14 protein-coding genes are annotated in these 15,526 nt (G+C 44.9%); all 14 read right to left on the bottom strand.

What is annotated here, in order from left to right:
* Nucleotides 1–10 precede the first annotated feature (10 nt).
* Genes R3D00_03600 through R3D00_03535 form a run of 14 tightly spaced genes read right to left on the bottom strand, consistent with a single transcriptional unit; the run spans nucleotide 11 to nucleotide 15,505 of the window.
* Nucleotides 11–556, bottom strand: coding sequence for a DUF420 domain-containing protein (locus R3D00_03600; protein ID MEZ4772242.1), 546 nt, complete (start codon nucleotides 554–556; stop codon nucleotides 11–13).
* A 12-nt stretch (nucleotides 557–568) separates the two neighbouring features.
* Nucleotides 569–1,213 (bottom strand): hypothetical protein, encoded by a 645-nt coding sequence (locus R3D00_03595; protein ID MEZ4772241.1) that lies wholly within the window; start codon nucleotides 1,211–1,213, stop codon nucleotides 569–571.
* 35 nt (nucleotides 1,214–1,248) lie between these two features.
* Complete coding sequence (locus R3D00_03590; protein ID MEZ4772240.1) at nucleotides 1,249–1,626, bottom strand: cytochrome C oxidase subunit IV family protein; 378 nt, start codon at nucleotides 1,624–1,626, stop codon at nucleotides 1,249–1,251.
* A 22-nt stretch (nucleotides 1,627–1,648) separates the two neighbouring features.
* Nucleotides 1,649–2,734, bottom strand: coding sequence for a cytochrome c oxidase subunit 3 (locus R3D00_03585; protein MEZ4772239.1), 1,086 nt, complete (start codon nucleotides 2,732–2,734; stop codon nucleotides 1,649–1,651).
* A gap of 59 nt (nucleotides 2,735–2,793) precedes the next feature.
* Nucleotides 2,794–3,399 carry a cytochrome c oxidase subunit 3 gene (locus tag R3D00_03580; protein ID MEZ4772238.1) on the bottom strand — a complete coding sequence of 202 codons (606 nt, stop codon included), beginning with the start codon at nucleotides 3,397–3,399 and terminating at the stop codon, nucleotides 2,794–2,796.
* Nucleotides 3,400–3,411: 12 nt separating this feature from the next.
* Nucleotides 3,412–4,302 (bottom strand): heme o synthase, encoded by an 891-nt coding sequence (gene cyoE, locus R3D00_03575; protein MEZ4772237.1) that lies wholly within the window; start codon nucleotides 4,300–4,302, stop codon nucleotides 3,412–3,414.
* Nucleotides 4,302–5,282 carry a COX15/CtaA family protein gene (locus R3D00_03570; protein MEZ4772236.1) on the bottom strand — a complete coding sequence of 327 codons (981 nt, stop codon included), beginning with the start codon at nucleotides 5,280–5,282 and terminating at the stop codon, nucleotides 4,302–4,304. Before R3D00_03570 ends, cyoE begins: the two co-directional genes overlap by 1 nt.
* A gap of 5 nt (nucleotides 5,283–5,287) precedes the next feature.
* Nucleotides 5,288–7,159, bottom strand: a complete 1,872-nt coding sequence (locus R3D00_03565; GenBank protein ID MEZ4772235.1) for a cbb3-type cytochrome c oxidase subunit I — start codon at nucleotides 7,157–7,159, stop codon at nucleotides 5,288–5,290.
* Nucleotides 7,160–7,198: 39 nt separating this feature from the next.
* On the bottom strand, nucleotides 7,199–8,245 hold the full coding sequence (locus R3D00_03560; protein ID MEZ4772234.1) for a cytochrome c oxidase subunit II: 1,047 nt from the start codon (nucleotides 8,243–8,245) through the stop codon (nucleotides 7,199–7,201).
* Nucleotides 8,246–8,297: 52 nt separating this feature from the next.
* Nucleotides 8,298–9,653, bottom strand: coding sequence for a hypothetical protein (locus R3D00_03555; protein MEZ4772233.1), 1,356 nt, complete (start codon nucleotides 9,651–9,653; stop codon nucleotides 8,298–8,300).
* A gap of 12 nt (nucleotides 9,654–9,665) precedes the next feature.
* Nucleotides 9,666–10,349, bottom strand: a complete 684-nt coding sequence (locus R3D00_03550; GenBank protein MEZ4772232.1) for a c-type cytochrome — start codon at nucleotides 10,347–10,349, stop codon at nucleotides 9,666–9,668.
* A 4-nt stretch (nucleotides 10,350–10,353) separates the two neighbouring features.
* Nucleotides 10,354–10,869: a DUF3341 domain-containing protein gene (locus tag R3D00_03545; GenBank protein MEZ4772231.1), complete on the bottom strand. Its 516-nt coding sequence runs from the start codon at nucleotides 10,867–10,869 to the stop codon at nucleotides 10,354–10,356.
* A gap of 41 nt (nucleotides 10,870–10,910) precedes the next feature.
* Nucleotides 10,911–12,317, bottom strand: coding sequence for an NrfD/PsrC family molybdoenzyme membrane anchor subunit (gene nrfD, locus R3D00_03540; GenBank protein MEZ4772230.1), 1,407 nt, complete (start codon nucleotides 12,315–12,317; stop codon nucleotides 10,911–10,913).
* A 26-nt stretch (nucleotides 12,318–12,343) separates the two neighbouring features.
* Nucleotides 12,344–15,505 (bottom strand): TAT-variant-translocated molybdopterin oxidoreductase, encoded by a 3,162-nt coding sequence (locus R3D00_03535; GenBank protein MEZ4772229.1) that lies wholly within the window; start codon nucleotides 15,503–15,505, stop codon nucleotides 12,344–12,346.
* Nucleotides 15,506–15,526 lie beyond the last annotated feature (21 nt).

Below are 15,526 nucleotides of genomic sequence, written 5' to 3'. Positions count from 1 at the left end.
TACTCCCGTCTCAATAGCACGGGGAAATCAAAAAATAAACAATCACCCCGGTAACCGCCACGTACAGCCACAAAGGCCAGGTAATGGTGGCCAATCGTCTGTGCCGGTCAAATCGCTCATTCAGGGCACGATAAACGGTAAATGACGCCAGAGGAACAATAATAGCCGAAAGTATTACATGCGAACCGAGTACAAACAGATAGAATGATTTGGGAACGGGTCCATCATCACAATAGGGCGTATGTCCTACAGAGAGGTGATATAGCACATAAGAAACCAGAAAAACTGCGGACAATATAAATGCAGACAACATCATTCTTCGGTGCCATACAATCTGACGATTTTGAATGAAGATAAATCCTGCGATCAACAGTACCGAAACCGTTGCATTTATGCCCGCATTGATTTTAGGTAAAATCAATGGATTAAACCCGAGGTTGAAGTTTACGGCCAGCCGGGGATTTAATAGTACGGCTACAGCTAATGGGATAACAACCGATAGTACCCATATGATTGGAACATAGATACGGTCATTGTATTTGGGTGTTTCGTTCATTCTTATTGGGCCTTACAAACCATAATCAAGGCGGAGCAGTGTGATCAGATCTTCCTGTATTTTTCGTTCTTCGACAAGATCTGTTGCGACATACTGTTTTCGCACTTTCCCCTCCTTATCAGTCAATACAACTGTACTCGCGGTAAATGGTTGGAGAGATTGTTTAAAATCAGGAACACCTAGCCCATCTACTGCAATTTTCTCAATTGTTTCTTTAGAACCAGAGAGGAAAAGCCAGTGCTGAGGATTAAGCCCCAGTGAGTCTGTAAATGCTTTGAGATCTGCGGAAGCGTCCTCTTCACTAAACAGGACAAATCGTATATCGGGAGATTTTTCCCATGCGATATTGTCAAAGGTGCGCTTTAGGTTTCCGATGAACGCAGTATTGGTGAGGTGATCACCTTTGGGAGAGAAAAAACCAATGATACAAATATTGCCCAGAAGCGTTTCTGTTGAAATCGAATCACCTGCAACATTTTTCACATGAAAAACGGGGAGACTGTAAACCAGTGAATCCCCGTTTTCCATAATTTTATACACATAAGGTACTCTGCTAAACTGCTGTTTAGTTCCCACAAAAAGGAAAAGGTAAACAAGAAGTGGGACAACAAAAACACCTATCAGAATAACAGGCCCGACAATGGATCTTTTAGCCATAATTTTTTGTATACGTATGGCCGAATACCGGAGTATCAGCCCTTCCAGATCATTTCAGAATGAATACTGGCAGGTTTTTCAATTGAAGCCTGTTTTCCCCAGTAATTTCCTTCGCTAATGAGCCCGATGATCAACCATACAATGAAAATAAATGGAACCAGAATGGTCCATGCAAGGCGTTTTACTTCGTGCCGGAGGTGCATAAATTCCGCAACAATATAAAATGCCTTAAAAATTGTCAGAATCACAAAAGTTGCGACTACGATGGTGTGAGCCGTACTTTCGGAAATACCAAACCATCCTCCATAATATTTTTTCGTGAAAGCGATTATGAACTCGACGGTAGTAAGTGCGGTAAGTATCAGCGCAGTGCGGTAAATGGCTCGTCTGGTTTCTGCTCCGTTGTCAGTCATATTTATTGACAATTATAAGGTTCTAAACTAGATAGAAGAAGGTAAATACAAATACCCATACCAGGTCTACAAAGTGCCAGTATAGTCCGATTTTTTCGGTCATCTCATAATGACCGCGTCTTTCATAAGTCCCTTTATTCACATTAAGATACAGGATCACAAGAAGAATTACCCCACTGAAAACGTGCGTTCCGTGAAAACCGGTAACAAAAAAGAATAAGTCAGCAAATGCCGGAGGGCCATACTCATTTACCTTGAGGTTGGCTCCACCATCGGTCGAACTACCACTTTGTACAATCGGAGTTACTACATCTTCTCCTGTAATCGGGAATCCATTATTGAGACGGATGCCCACAATCTTTCCTTCAGTATCTTTTACAGGGTAAACCTGAACAGAAACCGTCTTTGTAAGACCAGATATATTGAGTTTTCTTGCATCTACGGCAGAGAGAACAAATACACCGGAGTGCCAGTGGCTGGCTTTTTTCAGGATCGCCTTGATATGTTCCGGATTAGTAATCGATGTTCCATCCAGCGTTTTCAAGGCTGTTACCGCACCATGTTCATGAGACTCGCCTTCATGTTCCGGAGTAAGTGCGACCAGAGACAACTCGTCCAATGCGGGTACTTTAATTCCATTGAGGCTGTTTACATTTACCAGATAACCACCGTCGGGATTACCATTGATAAAATGATACCATTCATATGCCTGACAGGAAAGAAAGGTAGCACCACCCAATATAGTGAGCAGTACCCATTTGGAAACTTCCTTCTTTGATTTTCTATGGCCAGCTTCAACAGCAAGTACCATAGTAACACTACTGAGAATCAGGACAAACGTCATCAGCCCCACAAATACCAGGGGCCAGTGAAGATGCCAGATTTCATAGGCGAGCGGGAAGTGGGTAAATACATTTTCAGGTTTCGCCCATGCAAGTCCTTCAGAAACAGAACTTGATCTCAATGCACCATATGCAATCAACAGAGCGGAAAAGGTGAAAGCATCAGAAACCAGGAAAAACCACATCATCAGCTTCCCATAGCTGGCGTTGAATATCGGTCGTTCCCCTTCAACCAGTGCTTTCTTATCTACGGATACGTCTGCCATGAACTTTGATTATTTGACGTTTCGAATAAATTGCAAATTTAAGACAAAAGCAAAATTTCTCAATTCTGCGTAATTTTCAGAAAAATAAATAGATAAACCCAAAGTAAACCAAGAAAATGCCAGAAAATTCCGGTCAACTCATAAGTTAATGCCCTTTGGCCCACCTGACGATAGTTTTGAAGGGCTGTTCGGACAAATACGATGAACAATACGATCAATGCTCCGATAATATGCGCACCATGTAAACCAGTAAACACATAAAAAAATGATACGGAGTTATCGGTTCGGCTATTATCCACCATCGGCATCCCACTATCTACCATCGCCCCCCAGGCACCTACCTGACCTACCAAAAACAAAACACCCAATCCCAGGGTCATTCCCAATGCAATCAGCGCTTTATTGCGCTCATTATTCCTCGCAACCCATATTGCATACTGCATAGTCACACTGCTGAAGAGAATAATTGCGAGGTTCACCCACAAAATCTCCGGCAGATCAAAAAATACACGACGCTCTGCGCTTACAAATGACTGCTGAACAATATATGCACTGGTAAGACCGCCAAAGATCATGATTACCGTCAGAATAAATAGCCAAAGGGCAAATTTCTGCGGCTGAAATATATAATTCTTCTTTTCTAACTCAATTCCGTAAGCACTCATTTCCATCATTTATTAAAATATAAATACCAATTGAGCCAATGGGAGATATAGAAATGACGCAAACATCAGTTTGCGCGCATGTACGGCATCCATTGTCTTGTACAGTTTCCACGCAGGAATACAAAATACCAGACCCAATACCATGAGAACCCCGGCTGCCGGCCAGCTGATTAATCCGGCCTGAACCGGAAATACTGCCACAGGAACCAGAGAAATAGTATAAATCAGAATCATCAATGCGCTGAATGGAGTTTTACCTAATGCTGAAGGCAACATTTTGAACCCTGCACGCTGATAATCTTCATCCAACAACCAGGCAATGGCCCAAAAGTGTGGAAACTGCCAGAGAAACTGGATGACAAACAGGATTAGCCCGCCGATCCCAATATTCCCGGTAAATGCCACCCAGCCGATCAGCGGTGGAAGGCCTCCCGGAATCGCCCCAACAAATACAGATGCTGGAGAAATTCGTTTCATCGGTGTGTAAACAAACGCATAGGAAAGCAAGCCGATCACGCCCAGCAAAGCTGAAGGAAGGTTAAAAAAGCGTCCAATAATCGCTACCCCAGTCGCGGCCAGTATCAAGGCAAAGACCAATGCCTCTTTAGAAGATATCCTTCCCGTGGGAATCGGCCGCTGTGCCGTGCGTTTCATCAAGGCATCCAACTCCTTTTCAAACATTTGGTTCAGGACATTCGAAGCCCCGGTGATCAGCATCCCCCCCAGCCCTATCCAGAATAAGCCAGCCGAAGTCCATTCGCTTCCGGCAGCTATGGCATAGCCAAAAACTGCAGAAATTGCCACAAGCAGAGAGAGCCTCAATTTCAATAGCTCTGTGTAAGCTGAAATTTTAGCTTTTACTGTCTGAAGACGACTGATTTTTTCTGTTTGTTCGTAAATCATTATTCTTTTTCCTTATTTAAAAGGAACAATATTCCACATAATCCAAATTCAATTCCCAATAACAGGGTTGCCATCAACAAATGAAGTGGCTGGAAAACTTTGGGTATTCCCAAATGATGCATTCCCAATCCCAATATGATCTCAGAAACCAACACACCTACTGCCAAAAGCATCAACGTCTGAATAATACCCGGTTCCTTCAACCATTCTTTCATTCTATACAACCAAAATCCCAGTGCAGCTACGACCAGATAATAGAAAAACCGGTGGATTTCATATATACTTCCCAGTGAATCTATCCAACGATTCCGCGATTCTTCACCCAATTGTTCTGCGACATGGTCCACGACTTCACGCACCTGTGTCCCTAACACAATCTGAATGACCGTAATCACGATCACAAATAATCCGGTGAAAACCAGTGATGAAGGGATTTTGGCTATCTTTTCCCCGATTGAGACCAGTTCAGGCAGGTATGAATACAGTAATGCTGCAACATAAATACCCAAAATAGCCAGGGCAATTACCATGTGTATGGTTATCGTTCCCACCTGAAGGTGAGTTTTGACAACATACGCACCGATCAATCCCTGAATAATAATCGCAACAAGTCCCGAAATACTCAGCCAAAATTCTCTTTTGTGCTGTTTTCTCAGTGGAACTGCAGCTGCAACTGTAAGTATGGCAAAGAACCCTATTAAAACGCCAATCAAACGATTGATATATTCTACCCAGGTTTTAAAAGGATCAAAATCTGCAATGATCTTTCCAGCTACCTGAAACCTGGTTTTATAATCCACAGGTAATTGGGATATATCCGTAGGAGGAACCCATGTCCCAAAACACTTCGGCCAGTCCGGGCAACCCATTCCTGAGCCAGTCATCCGCACAAGCCCACCTACGAAAATCAAAAAGACAACGGCAACAACCGTAATAGTTGCGATTTTCCTATACCGATTGACGATTTTTGCCGTTGCCAAATTATTTATTCTTTTTCCTCACTTGTTTCCTCAACCCGTTTTGGTGCAGATTCTCTTTGAGGAACTGTTGCTGGTTTGGGAAAGCCTTCTTCGTACTCTACTTCTTCATCCGGGATATGCTGAGGCAGATAATCCTCTTTGATACCTGGCTTGCTGTAGTCATAAGGCCAACGATATACAGCAGGAATATCTCCAGGCCAGTTACCATGTCCGGGGTTTACAGGAGTAGTCCACTCAAGTGTATTGGAGTGCCATGGGTTCAATGGAGCTTCTTTTCCAAAGAAAATACTTCCAAAGAAATTCACTACAAACAGAAGCTGTGCGGTGCCCCCCAATATCGCTGCGAAGGTGATAAATGTCTGAAGGTTCACAAAAACTTCCATGAAAGAGAATGCAGTATTGGAATAATAGTGTCTTGCAACTCCCCCTAACCCCATAAAGTGCATAGGGAAAAATACCAGATACAGCGAAATGAATGTCAACCAGAAGTGTGCATACCCCAGTCGACGGTTCATCATTTTACCAAACATTTTAGGGAACCACTGATATACACCTGCAAAAAATCCGAATGCAGAAGCACTACCCATTACCAGGTGAAAGTGAGCCGTAACGAAGTAAGTGTCGTGAAGCGGAATGTCCAGTGCAGCATTTCCAAGATAGATACCTGTAATACCACCTGTGATAAAGAATGATACCAACCCAATGGCAAACAGAATAGGTGGATTAAACTGAATATTGCCTCGCCAGAGTGTTGCGATATAGTTGAATGCCTTAATCGCCGACGGAACGGCAATCACCAGCGTAAATATCATAAATACCGTCCCAAGGAATGGGTTCATTCCTGTTACAAACATGTGGTGTGCCCAGACAATAAATGAAAGCAATCCGATAGCGATCATCGAACCAATCATAAACTGATAGCCGAAAATCGGCTTACGCGAATGCACCGACACTACTTCAGATGCAATACCTAAAGCAGGGAGCAATACGATATATACTTCCGGGTGTCCCAGGAACCAGAACAAATGCTGAAAAAGGATCGGGCTTCCTCCCTGATAGTGGAGAAGTTCACCCGCTATATAGATATCAGAAAGGTAGAAGCTCGTTCCCAGCAGGCGGTCAAACATCAGCAGAAGCGCTGCGGAAAACAATACAGGGAAAGAAAGTACACCGATGATGGCGGTAAGGAAAAATGCCCATACAGTCAATGGCATACGCATCAGCGACATGCCCTGGGTGCGGAGATTCAGTACAGTTGTGATGTAGTTGATACCACCCATCAGAGATGAAGCAATAAACAAAGCCATTGCCAGCAACCAAAGGGTCATACCTAATCCAGAACCCGGAATAGCCTGAGGCAAAGCACTCAGCGGAGGGTAAATCGTCCACCCACCGGCAGCAGGTCCTGTAGAGATGAACAGAGAGGCAATCATGATCACACAGGAAGCAAAAAAGAACCAGTATGATAACATGTTGATAAAGCCTGAAGCCATGTCTCTTGCACCTATCTGCAATGGAATCAGGAAGTTGCTGAATGTACCACTAAGACCCGCAGTAAGTACAAAAAATACCATGATGGTTCCGTGCATGGTAACCAATGCCAGGTAAAAGGCAGGGTCAAGTTGTCCTCCCGGAGCCCATTTGCCCAGAAGCGTTTCCATAAATGGAAAGGCAGTCTCTGGATAAGCAAGCTGAATGCGGAAAAGCAGAGAGAGGATTACACCTATCGCCGCCATAACAATCCCTGTAATGAGGAACTGCCGTGCAATCATCTTGTGATCCTGGCTGAATACGTAGTGTGTCCAGAAGTTACCGTGATGGTGATGATCGTGGGAATGGTGCTCGCCATTGCCATTTTGAACCGTATGTGCAGTCATATCAGACATATTCAATACTCTTTAATCCGTAGCCTTAGTTTATTGATTCAGGGTGAGATTTACTTCCGTTTCAGCAGTAGGCGTATTGCCGCTATCTACAAAATAGGGCTTATCGCTGGCCTGGCTTTTCAGCCATGCCTGGTACTCTTCCATTGTTTCAACTACGACAACCGCTCTCATATTCCAATGAGCACTGCCACATATCTGCTGGCAGGACATCTCGTAGTTAAAGGTCTCGTCGCCGCGTCTTTGTCTCATTTCTGCGGTTGTTACCGTTGGTTTGAAATGAAAACTTGTAGGCATACCTGGTACAGCATCCATTTTTACCCGGAAGTGCGGTAAGGTAGGGCTGTGAAGTACGTCACGTGATCTGATTTTCAAAAGGATATTGGTATTCACCGGAAAGTGGATCTCACGTGTAATAATATCGTCCACCCCTCTTTTATCAGCCGTATTAAAGCCTAAGAGATTAGACTCAGCCTCATTGATGTAGGAAACTTTTGTTTCACCAAACAACATGTCAGGGCCTGGATAACGGAATGTCCACGAAAACTGTTGCGCGTTGATCTCAACTTCCAACGAGTCGGCAGGAGCTTCTCCGGTGATTTTATTCCAGTTGATAATACCGTAACTAACCAAACCTGTAAGTACAATAGCAGGAATGATCGTCCAGGTAATCTCCAGTCTGTTGTTGTGGGCATAAAACAACGCTTTCTGTCCCGGCTTTGCATAATATTTCCATGCAAAGAAAAACAACAGCGCATTGGTAACTACGGTAACAAAAACCGCAACAACTGTGGTAACATCAAACATGAAATCTATGTCCTTTCCATGTTCAGAAGCCGGATCATTGATCAGGGTATAATGCTCTGACCAGGCACCGGTAGAAACAAAAGCGGCAACGGTCCCCACAACCATAAATACAAAAAACAAGGTGCCATTGATTTTATGGGGGTTCCATTTGGCGAAAGGATCAATTTCTTTCAGCCGGAAGACCAGATAAAGGTTGACACATACCAGCCCGAAGATTAATACGAGCAGGATCTGGGCGATTCCGATTAGTGATTGGAGTGTTTGAGGATCCATATATGCAAAAATAGCTGTATCTCTCTGATTAATGAATAAATAATACCTTTAATTATACCGGACCAGTAGTATGGTGCAGGCTTTCTTCGAGGTAAGGGTGTTTCAGTGGTACCAGATTAGCTTTTGACAAAGCATTAAATACCACCAGCAAAAATACTCCGGCGAAGGTTGCAAAGACCCCTACTTCAATAATGCCGATTCCCTGGTTTTGCTGCATTGCTCCGGGCATTACCATAAGGAACAAGTCATGCCAGTGCCCATAAAGCATAATCACCGCTACCGGAATAAATACCTCTGCACGACGTTTGGCGTTGCGGGTCATCAACACAAAAAATGGTATGATGAAGTTGAGGAAAATATTGAGGTAGAAAAATGATGCATAACCGCGATACGCTTCATCTTCCACGCGATATCTGATGACGTAATAAATACCTTCTTCCGGAATGTTTGCATACCAGATCAAAAGATATTGGGCAACCCAGATATATCCCCAGAAAACGGTAAAACCAAATGCATACTTGCCCAGGTCATGCATATGCGAATCATTCACATAGGACATATGGCCCTGGCTTTTGAGAAAAAGAATGACCAGATAGGTTACTACGATTGAAGAAACCATTGATCCTGCAAATATATACACGCCGAAAATCGTGCTAAACCAGTGAGGCTCCAGGGATTTTACCCAGTCAACAGAAAACAAAGAATAAGAAATCGCGAAGAATATGATAAATATCGCCGAAATCGTCTGACTTCTGTAGAAGTTGTTTAAACCGCCATCAGTATCTTCACTGACAGATAGCTTCCGCAACCACAAAGCAGCACCAATCCATCCGCCAAAGAAGACGATACTTCTTCCAATAAAAAATCCATTATTGAGGTAGGCGCGCTTCAGGTCAATAAGCTCATCCTGACCAGGATGTAGGTAAGCCCAATCAAACAAATGATCCAGGAAGAAAAATAGCGCTACAAATCCGACAGCAGCAACCGGCAGATAGGAGGAAATCGCCTCTGGTACCCGTTTGATCGCTGTATGCCAGCCAGCATTACCGACCTGGTGAATGGTGAGAAAAAACATTGCTCCCATAGCAATGGTAAGGAAGTACAGACTGTCAATCAGAATATTGGACAACAGGCGTGTACCCTTATTTACGGGGTGATGGAGATGGCCTCCGCCATGTCCCTCCTCATCAGCGGGAGTATCTGAGGCAGGATGTACCGCCTGGTCATGAGTTTCCACTGTGGCATGCCCTCCGCCGTGTGAATCTCCAGCCGGATTTGAGGCGAGAAAGTACCCAGCGATAGAAAGAATAATTCCAATCCCGATCAGGGCATAAGCCACTGTACGCGAGATACCGCTGAAATTAAACCGATCGTTGAGTTTTTCGGATGTAGTGTGTACAGCTTCCAAAGTCTTTATTTTTTATTGCTCATGAAATTTTCGGATATAACAAATCACCTGCCAGCGCTGCATAGGTGTAACCTGAGAGGCATAAGATCCCATTATCCCTTTTCCATGGGTAATTGAATGAAACATCTCTCCTTCACTTAACACAATTACAGCAGGGTCTCTATAGTTAGGCACTGCGCCAAATTTTCCACTGGTAACCAGGTTGCCTTGTCCGTCGCCATTGGCTCCATGACACATGATACAGAAAGTCTCATAGACAGTTTTTCCTTTCAGATAGGTAGCTTCTGTACATTCGTAGCCTTTCTCATTCATGGACACATTGTTGAACGGACTCGTCCAAAACTGTCTGGCACTGTCCTTTCCTTCCGGTGTATTGGCAAAAGGATAAGGCATATAAGCTTCCGGGCGAATCCAGGACTCTTCGCGAGGGATTGTACCTTCGGGGGCTTTCTGTGCATTCAGCCCATCAGCAAATATGGAGTTCATCGGTCCGGAATTACCGGTGGCTGCATAGTGCCCGCCGGTGGCTGTTCCGGAAAAATCGGTTTGGGAATAGGGTTCCAATGGAAGTGAGTTATACATGTTGGGGGCAAACTCAATATTCCGCTTGGATTTATCTGTATAGCAACTGGTAACAACAAGTGCTACTACGCCCAGTATTCCCGCTATCTTCCATTTATGATTGATCCGTATCATTGGCTTATACTTCTTTTTCAGTGATTTCAAAAGCACCTGTCTCGGAAAAAACTCTGCGGACTTCCGCTTCGTCTTCCACTTTATTTTTATCAATCGCCACAACAAATACGTCGTCGGTTTGACGGTCATCCATAAGCACAGCCTTTTTACCCGGCCAGTATCTGCCTACGATCAGGAAGGTAATGACCATTCCATGAGCAGCAAATAATACCGTAAGCTCAAAGGTAATCGGTACAAAGTCTGGCCACGGAACAGTAGGTTTACCCCCAATGTTCATGGGCCATATCACCCCAAATACAATTGCTATGAGCAATATCCCTGTCAAAGCACCCAGACAGCCGTAAATAAACGCTGCAACTGTAAGGCGGGTCCGCTTGATATTCAGATAGGGTTCAATACCGTGAATGGGAAACGGAGAGAATACATCCGATACGAGTACTCCTGCATCCTGAAGGCGCTTCAATCCGTCGAGCGTTGCATCCGGATCCCAGTATTTGCCTAGTAAGAAATTCTTTTTCATCTATCTTAATCTAAAATGGCCGTCTATTGATTCTTTTTTCATTATACTGTTACCGGTTCTTCTGCTCTTTCTTCCAGATTTTTAGGCTTTTTCGGATGATTGACCAGTGTTTTTACTTCAAACATGTTCACTACCGGCAGATATTTGGAGAACAGGAAGAAGCAGGTCATAAACAAACCGAAGGTACCCAACAGAATCCCAACCTCAACATAGGTAGGCGCATAACTAGCCCAGCTTGAAGGCAGGAAGTCGCGGTGAAGGGAAGTTACAATAATTACAAAACGCTCAAACCACATCCCCACGTTCACGAATATGGAAATGATAAAAGTCAGCACCATATTAGTTCTGATTTTCTTGAACCAGAACAACTGTGGCGTGATCACATTACAGCTGAACATAATCCAGTATGCCCATCCGAAAGGACCAAAAGCGCGGTTGATAAAGATATATCTTTCCCACAGCGACCCGGAATACCATGCAGTGAAAAACTCTGTCATATACGCCAGACCGACCAGCGAGCCTGTCGCAATTACAATCTTAGCAATGGATTCCATGTGATCCATTGTAATGTAATTTTCAAGCTTATACACCTTCCGTGTTACGATCATCAGCGTCTGTACCATACCGAATCCGGAGAAGATCGCTCCTGCAACGAAATATGGAGGGAAAATCGTCGTATGCCATCCAGGAATAACCGAAGTCGCAAAGTCCATACTTACGATGGAGTGTACAGAAAGTACCAGTGGGGTAGCAAGACCGGAAAGGATCAGCGAGACAATCTCAAATCGAGACCAGTTCCGTGAAGAACCCTCCCATCCAAAAGCCATTCCACCATAGATCATCGCAGCAATGTTGCGACCTTTTTTAGCCATACGGTCGCGAATGGTAGCAAAGTCAGGAATCATACCCAGATACCAGAATACCAGCGAAACCGTCAGATAGGTCGAAATAGCAAACACGTCCCAAAGCAGCGGAGAGTTGAAGTTCACCCACAGCGATCCTCTTGTATTGGGCAAAGGCAAAAACCAAAGACCCAACCACGGACGGCCCATGTGAAGCAGCGGGAAAAGACCCGCACACATAACCGCAAAAATGGTCATAGCCTCTGAGGCCCGGTTGATGGAATTTCTCCACTTCTGGCGGAACAGCAACAGTACAGCTGAGATCAGCGTACCGGCGTGACCGATACCGACCCAGAATACGAAGTTTGTGATGTCGAAAGCCCAACCAACTGTACGGTTAAGCCCCCAAACGCCGATACCTTCGTAAATCGTCCAAACGATTAACACAGTACCTAATCCTAATACCATGGCGGAAAAACCAGTAGCCGCCAGCCAGAGAAGGTTGGGTTTTGACTCAATCGGACGAGTGACGTCTTCCGTTATCTGCCCGTAGTGGTCTGTATTGACTACCCATTTCTGCCTGATGGGTGATTCTGCGTGGCTCATAGTCAGTGTTTATTCTTAAATATTTTTTATGCTTGATAATTTCTTGCTTCAGCTCTTTCTTCTTCCTTATATGCAACTTCCTCTGCATCGCGATTTCTCACGAGGGTCATATAATTGATAGAAGGCAGGGTCTTTACATCTTCCAATACTGCGTAAGCGCGTTTGTCGCGGAAAAGGCGTGAAACTTCGCTGTTTGGATCATTGAAATCGCCAAATACAATCGCTCCCGTAGGACAAGATTGCTGACAGGCGGTTTTAATAGAACCATCTTCCGGCTTGGCAAATGTGCTGTTTGCTTCTACTTTCGCTCTCAGTTTTCCATCCTGAAGACGCTGTACGCAGAATGAACATTTTTCCATCACACCCCGGAAACGAACGGTAACATCAGGATTCAGTACCAGACGTCCCAGCTCATTGTGGGTATAGAAATCGCCGAAAAGTCTTTCGCTCTTCCAGAAGTTATGCCAGTTGAAGCGACGCACTTTATATGGGCAGTTGTTGGCACAATAGCGGGTTCCTACACAACGGTTGTAAGCCATCTGGTTTAATCCTTCGTGGCTATGGATCGTAGCGAGAACCGGACAAACCGTTTCACATGGTGCATTGTCACAGTGCTGGCAAAGCATCGGCTGGAAAACCACATCCGGATTGTCGGGGTTGCCACTGTAATAGCGGTCAATCCGCATCCATGCCATATCACGGCGGGTAAGGATTTCTTTTTTACCTACAACCGGAATATTATTTTCGGCCTGACAAGCTACCACACAAGCACCGCAACCCGTACACTTGTTAAGGTCGATGGCCATTTTCCAGTGGATATAACGGCTGGTTTCGGGGTCTTCAAAGTGTGAATCCCAAAGGGTTACCAGATGTTTTCTATGCGATTCTTTTTCTTCGAGATGTTTTGCATAGTGACCATCGGGATCCTTATAATCGTTATATGAGGTTTCCTGAATAATATGATCTGTGCGGTCGTAATCTTCTCCAAACTGTACACCTTTTGCAGGATCATACAGCGTATTGAAGGTCTGAGTCAGCGCAACCTGATACGTAAGACCTGTACGCTCGATAGTAACGCCGCTCACCGAGTAAGATACTGCGCCGTCTTTTACTGATGTAAATGGATATACATTGGCTCCTGCAACCTGACGTCCGCTGATAACTTCTCCGCTAGCTCTTTTGGCTGTTTTACCAGCTTTAGTGCTTCCGTAACCTACCGCAATCCCTAAGGTATTTTTGGCCTGGCCTGATTGAACCACTACCGGCATATACAGTTCGTTTCCGCCAAACGATACTTTCACTACGTCATCATTTTTGAGACCTGATGCTTCCGCATAGCTGTAAGGAACGGTCAGATAGTTGTCCCAGGTAGATTTGGTAATCGGGTCGGGCATTTCCTGAAGCCATGGATTATTTCCTGATTCAACGCCATCGCGGATGGCTACTTTCTGGTAGAAAGCCAGCTCAAACTGTCCTTCCGCAGGGGAATCGGTAAATCCTTGTTTCAGTGTATTGGCATAAGTGCTTAGCGAAACGTCGGCCAGTTGGAAAGTAGCTCCGGCTGCATTGGGGGAAGTCAACCTTACACCTTTGCGTAGTGTCTCATTCCAGAATACACGAAACTCACTGCTACCATCGTAAAACTTATCCTTCCAGAAATTCTGGAGGTATGTCAGATACGAAGTCTTCTGCCCTGACCATTTCAAAAATGATGCAGCAGCCTGACGGGTTTTATAAATCGGATGAATCGCAGGCTGAATAAGGCTATAATGACTGGCCGTCTGCTGTGCATCTCCCCATGATTCGAGGAAATGACTGTCAGGACATGTGTACTGACAAAGTGCAGAGGTTTCATCTTCTTTATAAGCAAGCGAAACAGAAAGATCTAGTTTAGGAATGGCATCTGCGAATACTTTAGCAAAAGCTGAGTTAAACGCGGGGTTGGCACCTACGACAATCAGACCTTTAACCTGACCGCCTTCGAGTTCTTTTGCCAGTTGCGCGAGCGCTTCGTCATCTCCCTGCTTGTACAGCGAGTGATTATCTATGTCCAGTGTATTGCCATAGTTGCCAAGCATATTGTTGATAGCGGCAACGACAACCTGAATAGCGACATCATTGGTACCACATACCACCAGTGATTTGCCCTGAGCACCTACGAGGTCATCAGCGGCTTTATCCAGCCCACTGAGTGCGACGTTGTATTCAGGCACGCCCGGAATGGTGGCTTTGCCCAGTTTTTGTGCAACTTTATTAAACAGGTTCAGCAGTGCGACACCTTCCTGCGAAGGATTGATTGGGAAACGCATATCTGCGTTTGCACCGGTGATCGTCAGCAGAGATTCAAACTGCAGGTGTCTTGACATGGGCTGGTCGGGGTTTCTCTTTGCTACATAGTGTGCAGCAAATTCAACCGGAGAAAGCCATGTGCCGAGGAAGTCGCAGGAGAAACTGATGACTACGTCTGCATCGCCAAATTTGTAAGAAGGAATACCCTTTTTGCCAAAAGCAACTTCATGTGCCTTAGCCAGCGCTGAAACCGATACAGGATCGTAAGTTACATGCGCACCGTTTCCAAATGCGCCAACAAATTCACTAACGATTTTTTGCAACGATGGGCTGAGGATGGTATTGGATACTACGCGGAGGCTTCCACCGGAAGCCTGGATCTGCGCGAGTTTTTGCATGATTTCTGTGTCAACCGTCTCCCAACCGGCGTCATTTCCCCCCTTCATAGGGCCTTTCATACGGTCGATATCGTACAGATTCAGCAGGGTAGCCTGTCCCAAAGCAGAAAGTCCGCCTTTGGTCAGCGGAGAATCCGGGTTGCCTTCCAGTTTGATCGGGCGACCTTCACGGGTTTTTACCAGAATGGGGGTCCCTGTAGAAGCTGTAGAAGCGTACCAGTTTGCCACACCCGGAATGATATCGTCAGGCTTATTTACATAAGGGATTGCCTTTTTTACCGGACCTTCCACACAGGCAGAAACGGTAGCAGCAGTAATCCCAAAACCCAAAACCTTCAGGAAATCACGGCGGTTGGACGCAAAGCCGAGCGACTTATCGGAAGCTTCACTTAACGCATCTTCCAGAGAAATATCAGTGGGGAATTCTTCAGTTGCCTGTTTGAGATACGCAGGCGTTTGCTTCATTTCCTCCAGGCCTCTCCAATACGTTGGTTTTTTCATCTATGTAAAGTTATATGATGA

Source organism: Bacteroidia bacterium, from assembly GCA_041391665.1.
Classification (GTDB): Bacteria; Bacteroidota; Bacteroidia; order J057; family J057; genus JAGQVA01.
Note: the sequence above shows the minus strand (reverse complement) of the source record. Positions and strands in the feature narration are given on the sequence as shown.

Coding starts and splice junctions, on each gene's coding strand:
- R3D00_03600 (MEZ4772242.1), bottom strand. CDS start 556: ATGAACGAAACACCCAAATACAATGACCGTATCTATGTTCCAATCATA.
- R3D00_03595 (MEZ4772241.1), bottom strand. CDS start 1,213: ATGGCTAAAAGATCCATTGTCGGGCCTGTTATTCTGATAGGTGTTTTT.
- R3D00_03590 (MEZ4772240.1), bottom strand. CDS start 1,626: ATGACTGACAACGGAGCAGAAACCAGACGAGCCATTTACCGCACTGCG.
- R3D00_03585 (MEZ4772239.1), bottom strand. CDS start 2,734: ATGGCAGACGTATCCGTAGATAAGAAAGCACTGGTTGAAGGGGAACGA.
- R3D00_03580 (MEZ4772238.1), bottom strand. CDS start 3,399: ATGAGTGCTTACGGAATTGAGTTAGAAAAGAAGAATTATATATTTCAG.
- cyoE (MEZ4772237.1), bottom strand. CDS start 4,302: ATGATTTACGAACAAACAGAAAAAATCAGTCGTCTTCAGACAGTAAAA.
- R3D00_03565 (MEZ4772235.1), bottom strand. CDS start 7,159: ATGACTGCACATACGGTTCAAAATGGCAATGGCGAGCACCATTCCCAC.
- R3D00_03560 (MEZ4772234.1), bottom strand. CDS start 8,245: ATGGATCCTCAAACACTCCAATCACTAATCGGAATCGCCCAGATCCTG.
- R3D00_03550 (MEZ4772232.1), bottom strand. CDS start 10,349: ATGATACGGATCAATCATAAATGGAAGATAGCGGGAATACTGGGCGTA.
- R3D00_03545 (MEZ4772231.1), bottom strand. CDS start 10,869: ATGAAAAAGAATTTCTTACTAGGCAAATACTGGGATCCGGATGCAACG.
- nrfD (MEZ4772230.1), bottom strand. CDS start 12,317: ATGAGCCACGCAGAATCACCCATCAGGCAGAAATGGGTAGTCAATACA.
- R3D00_03535 (MEZ4772229.1), bottom strand. CDS start 15,505: ATGAAAAAACCAACGTATTGGAGAGGCCTGGAGGAAATGAAGCAAACG.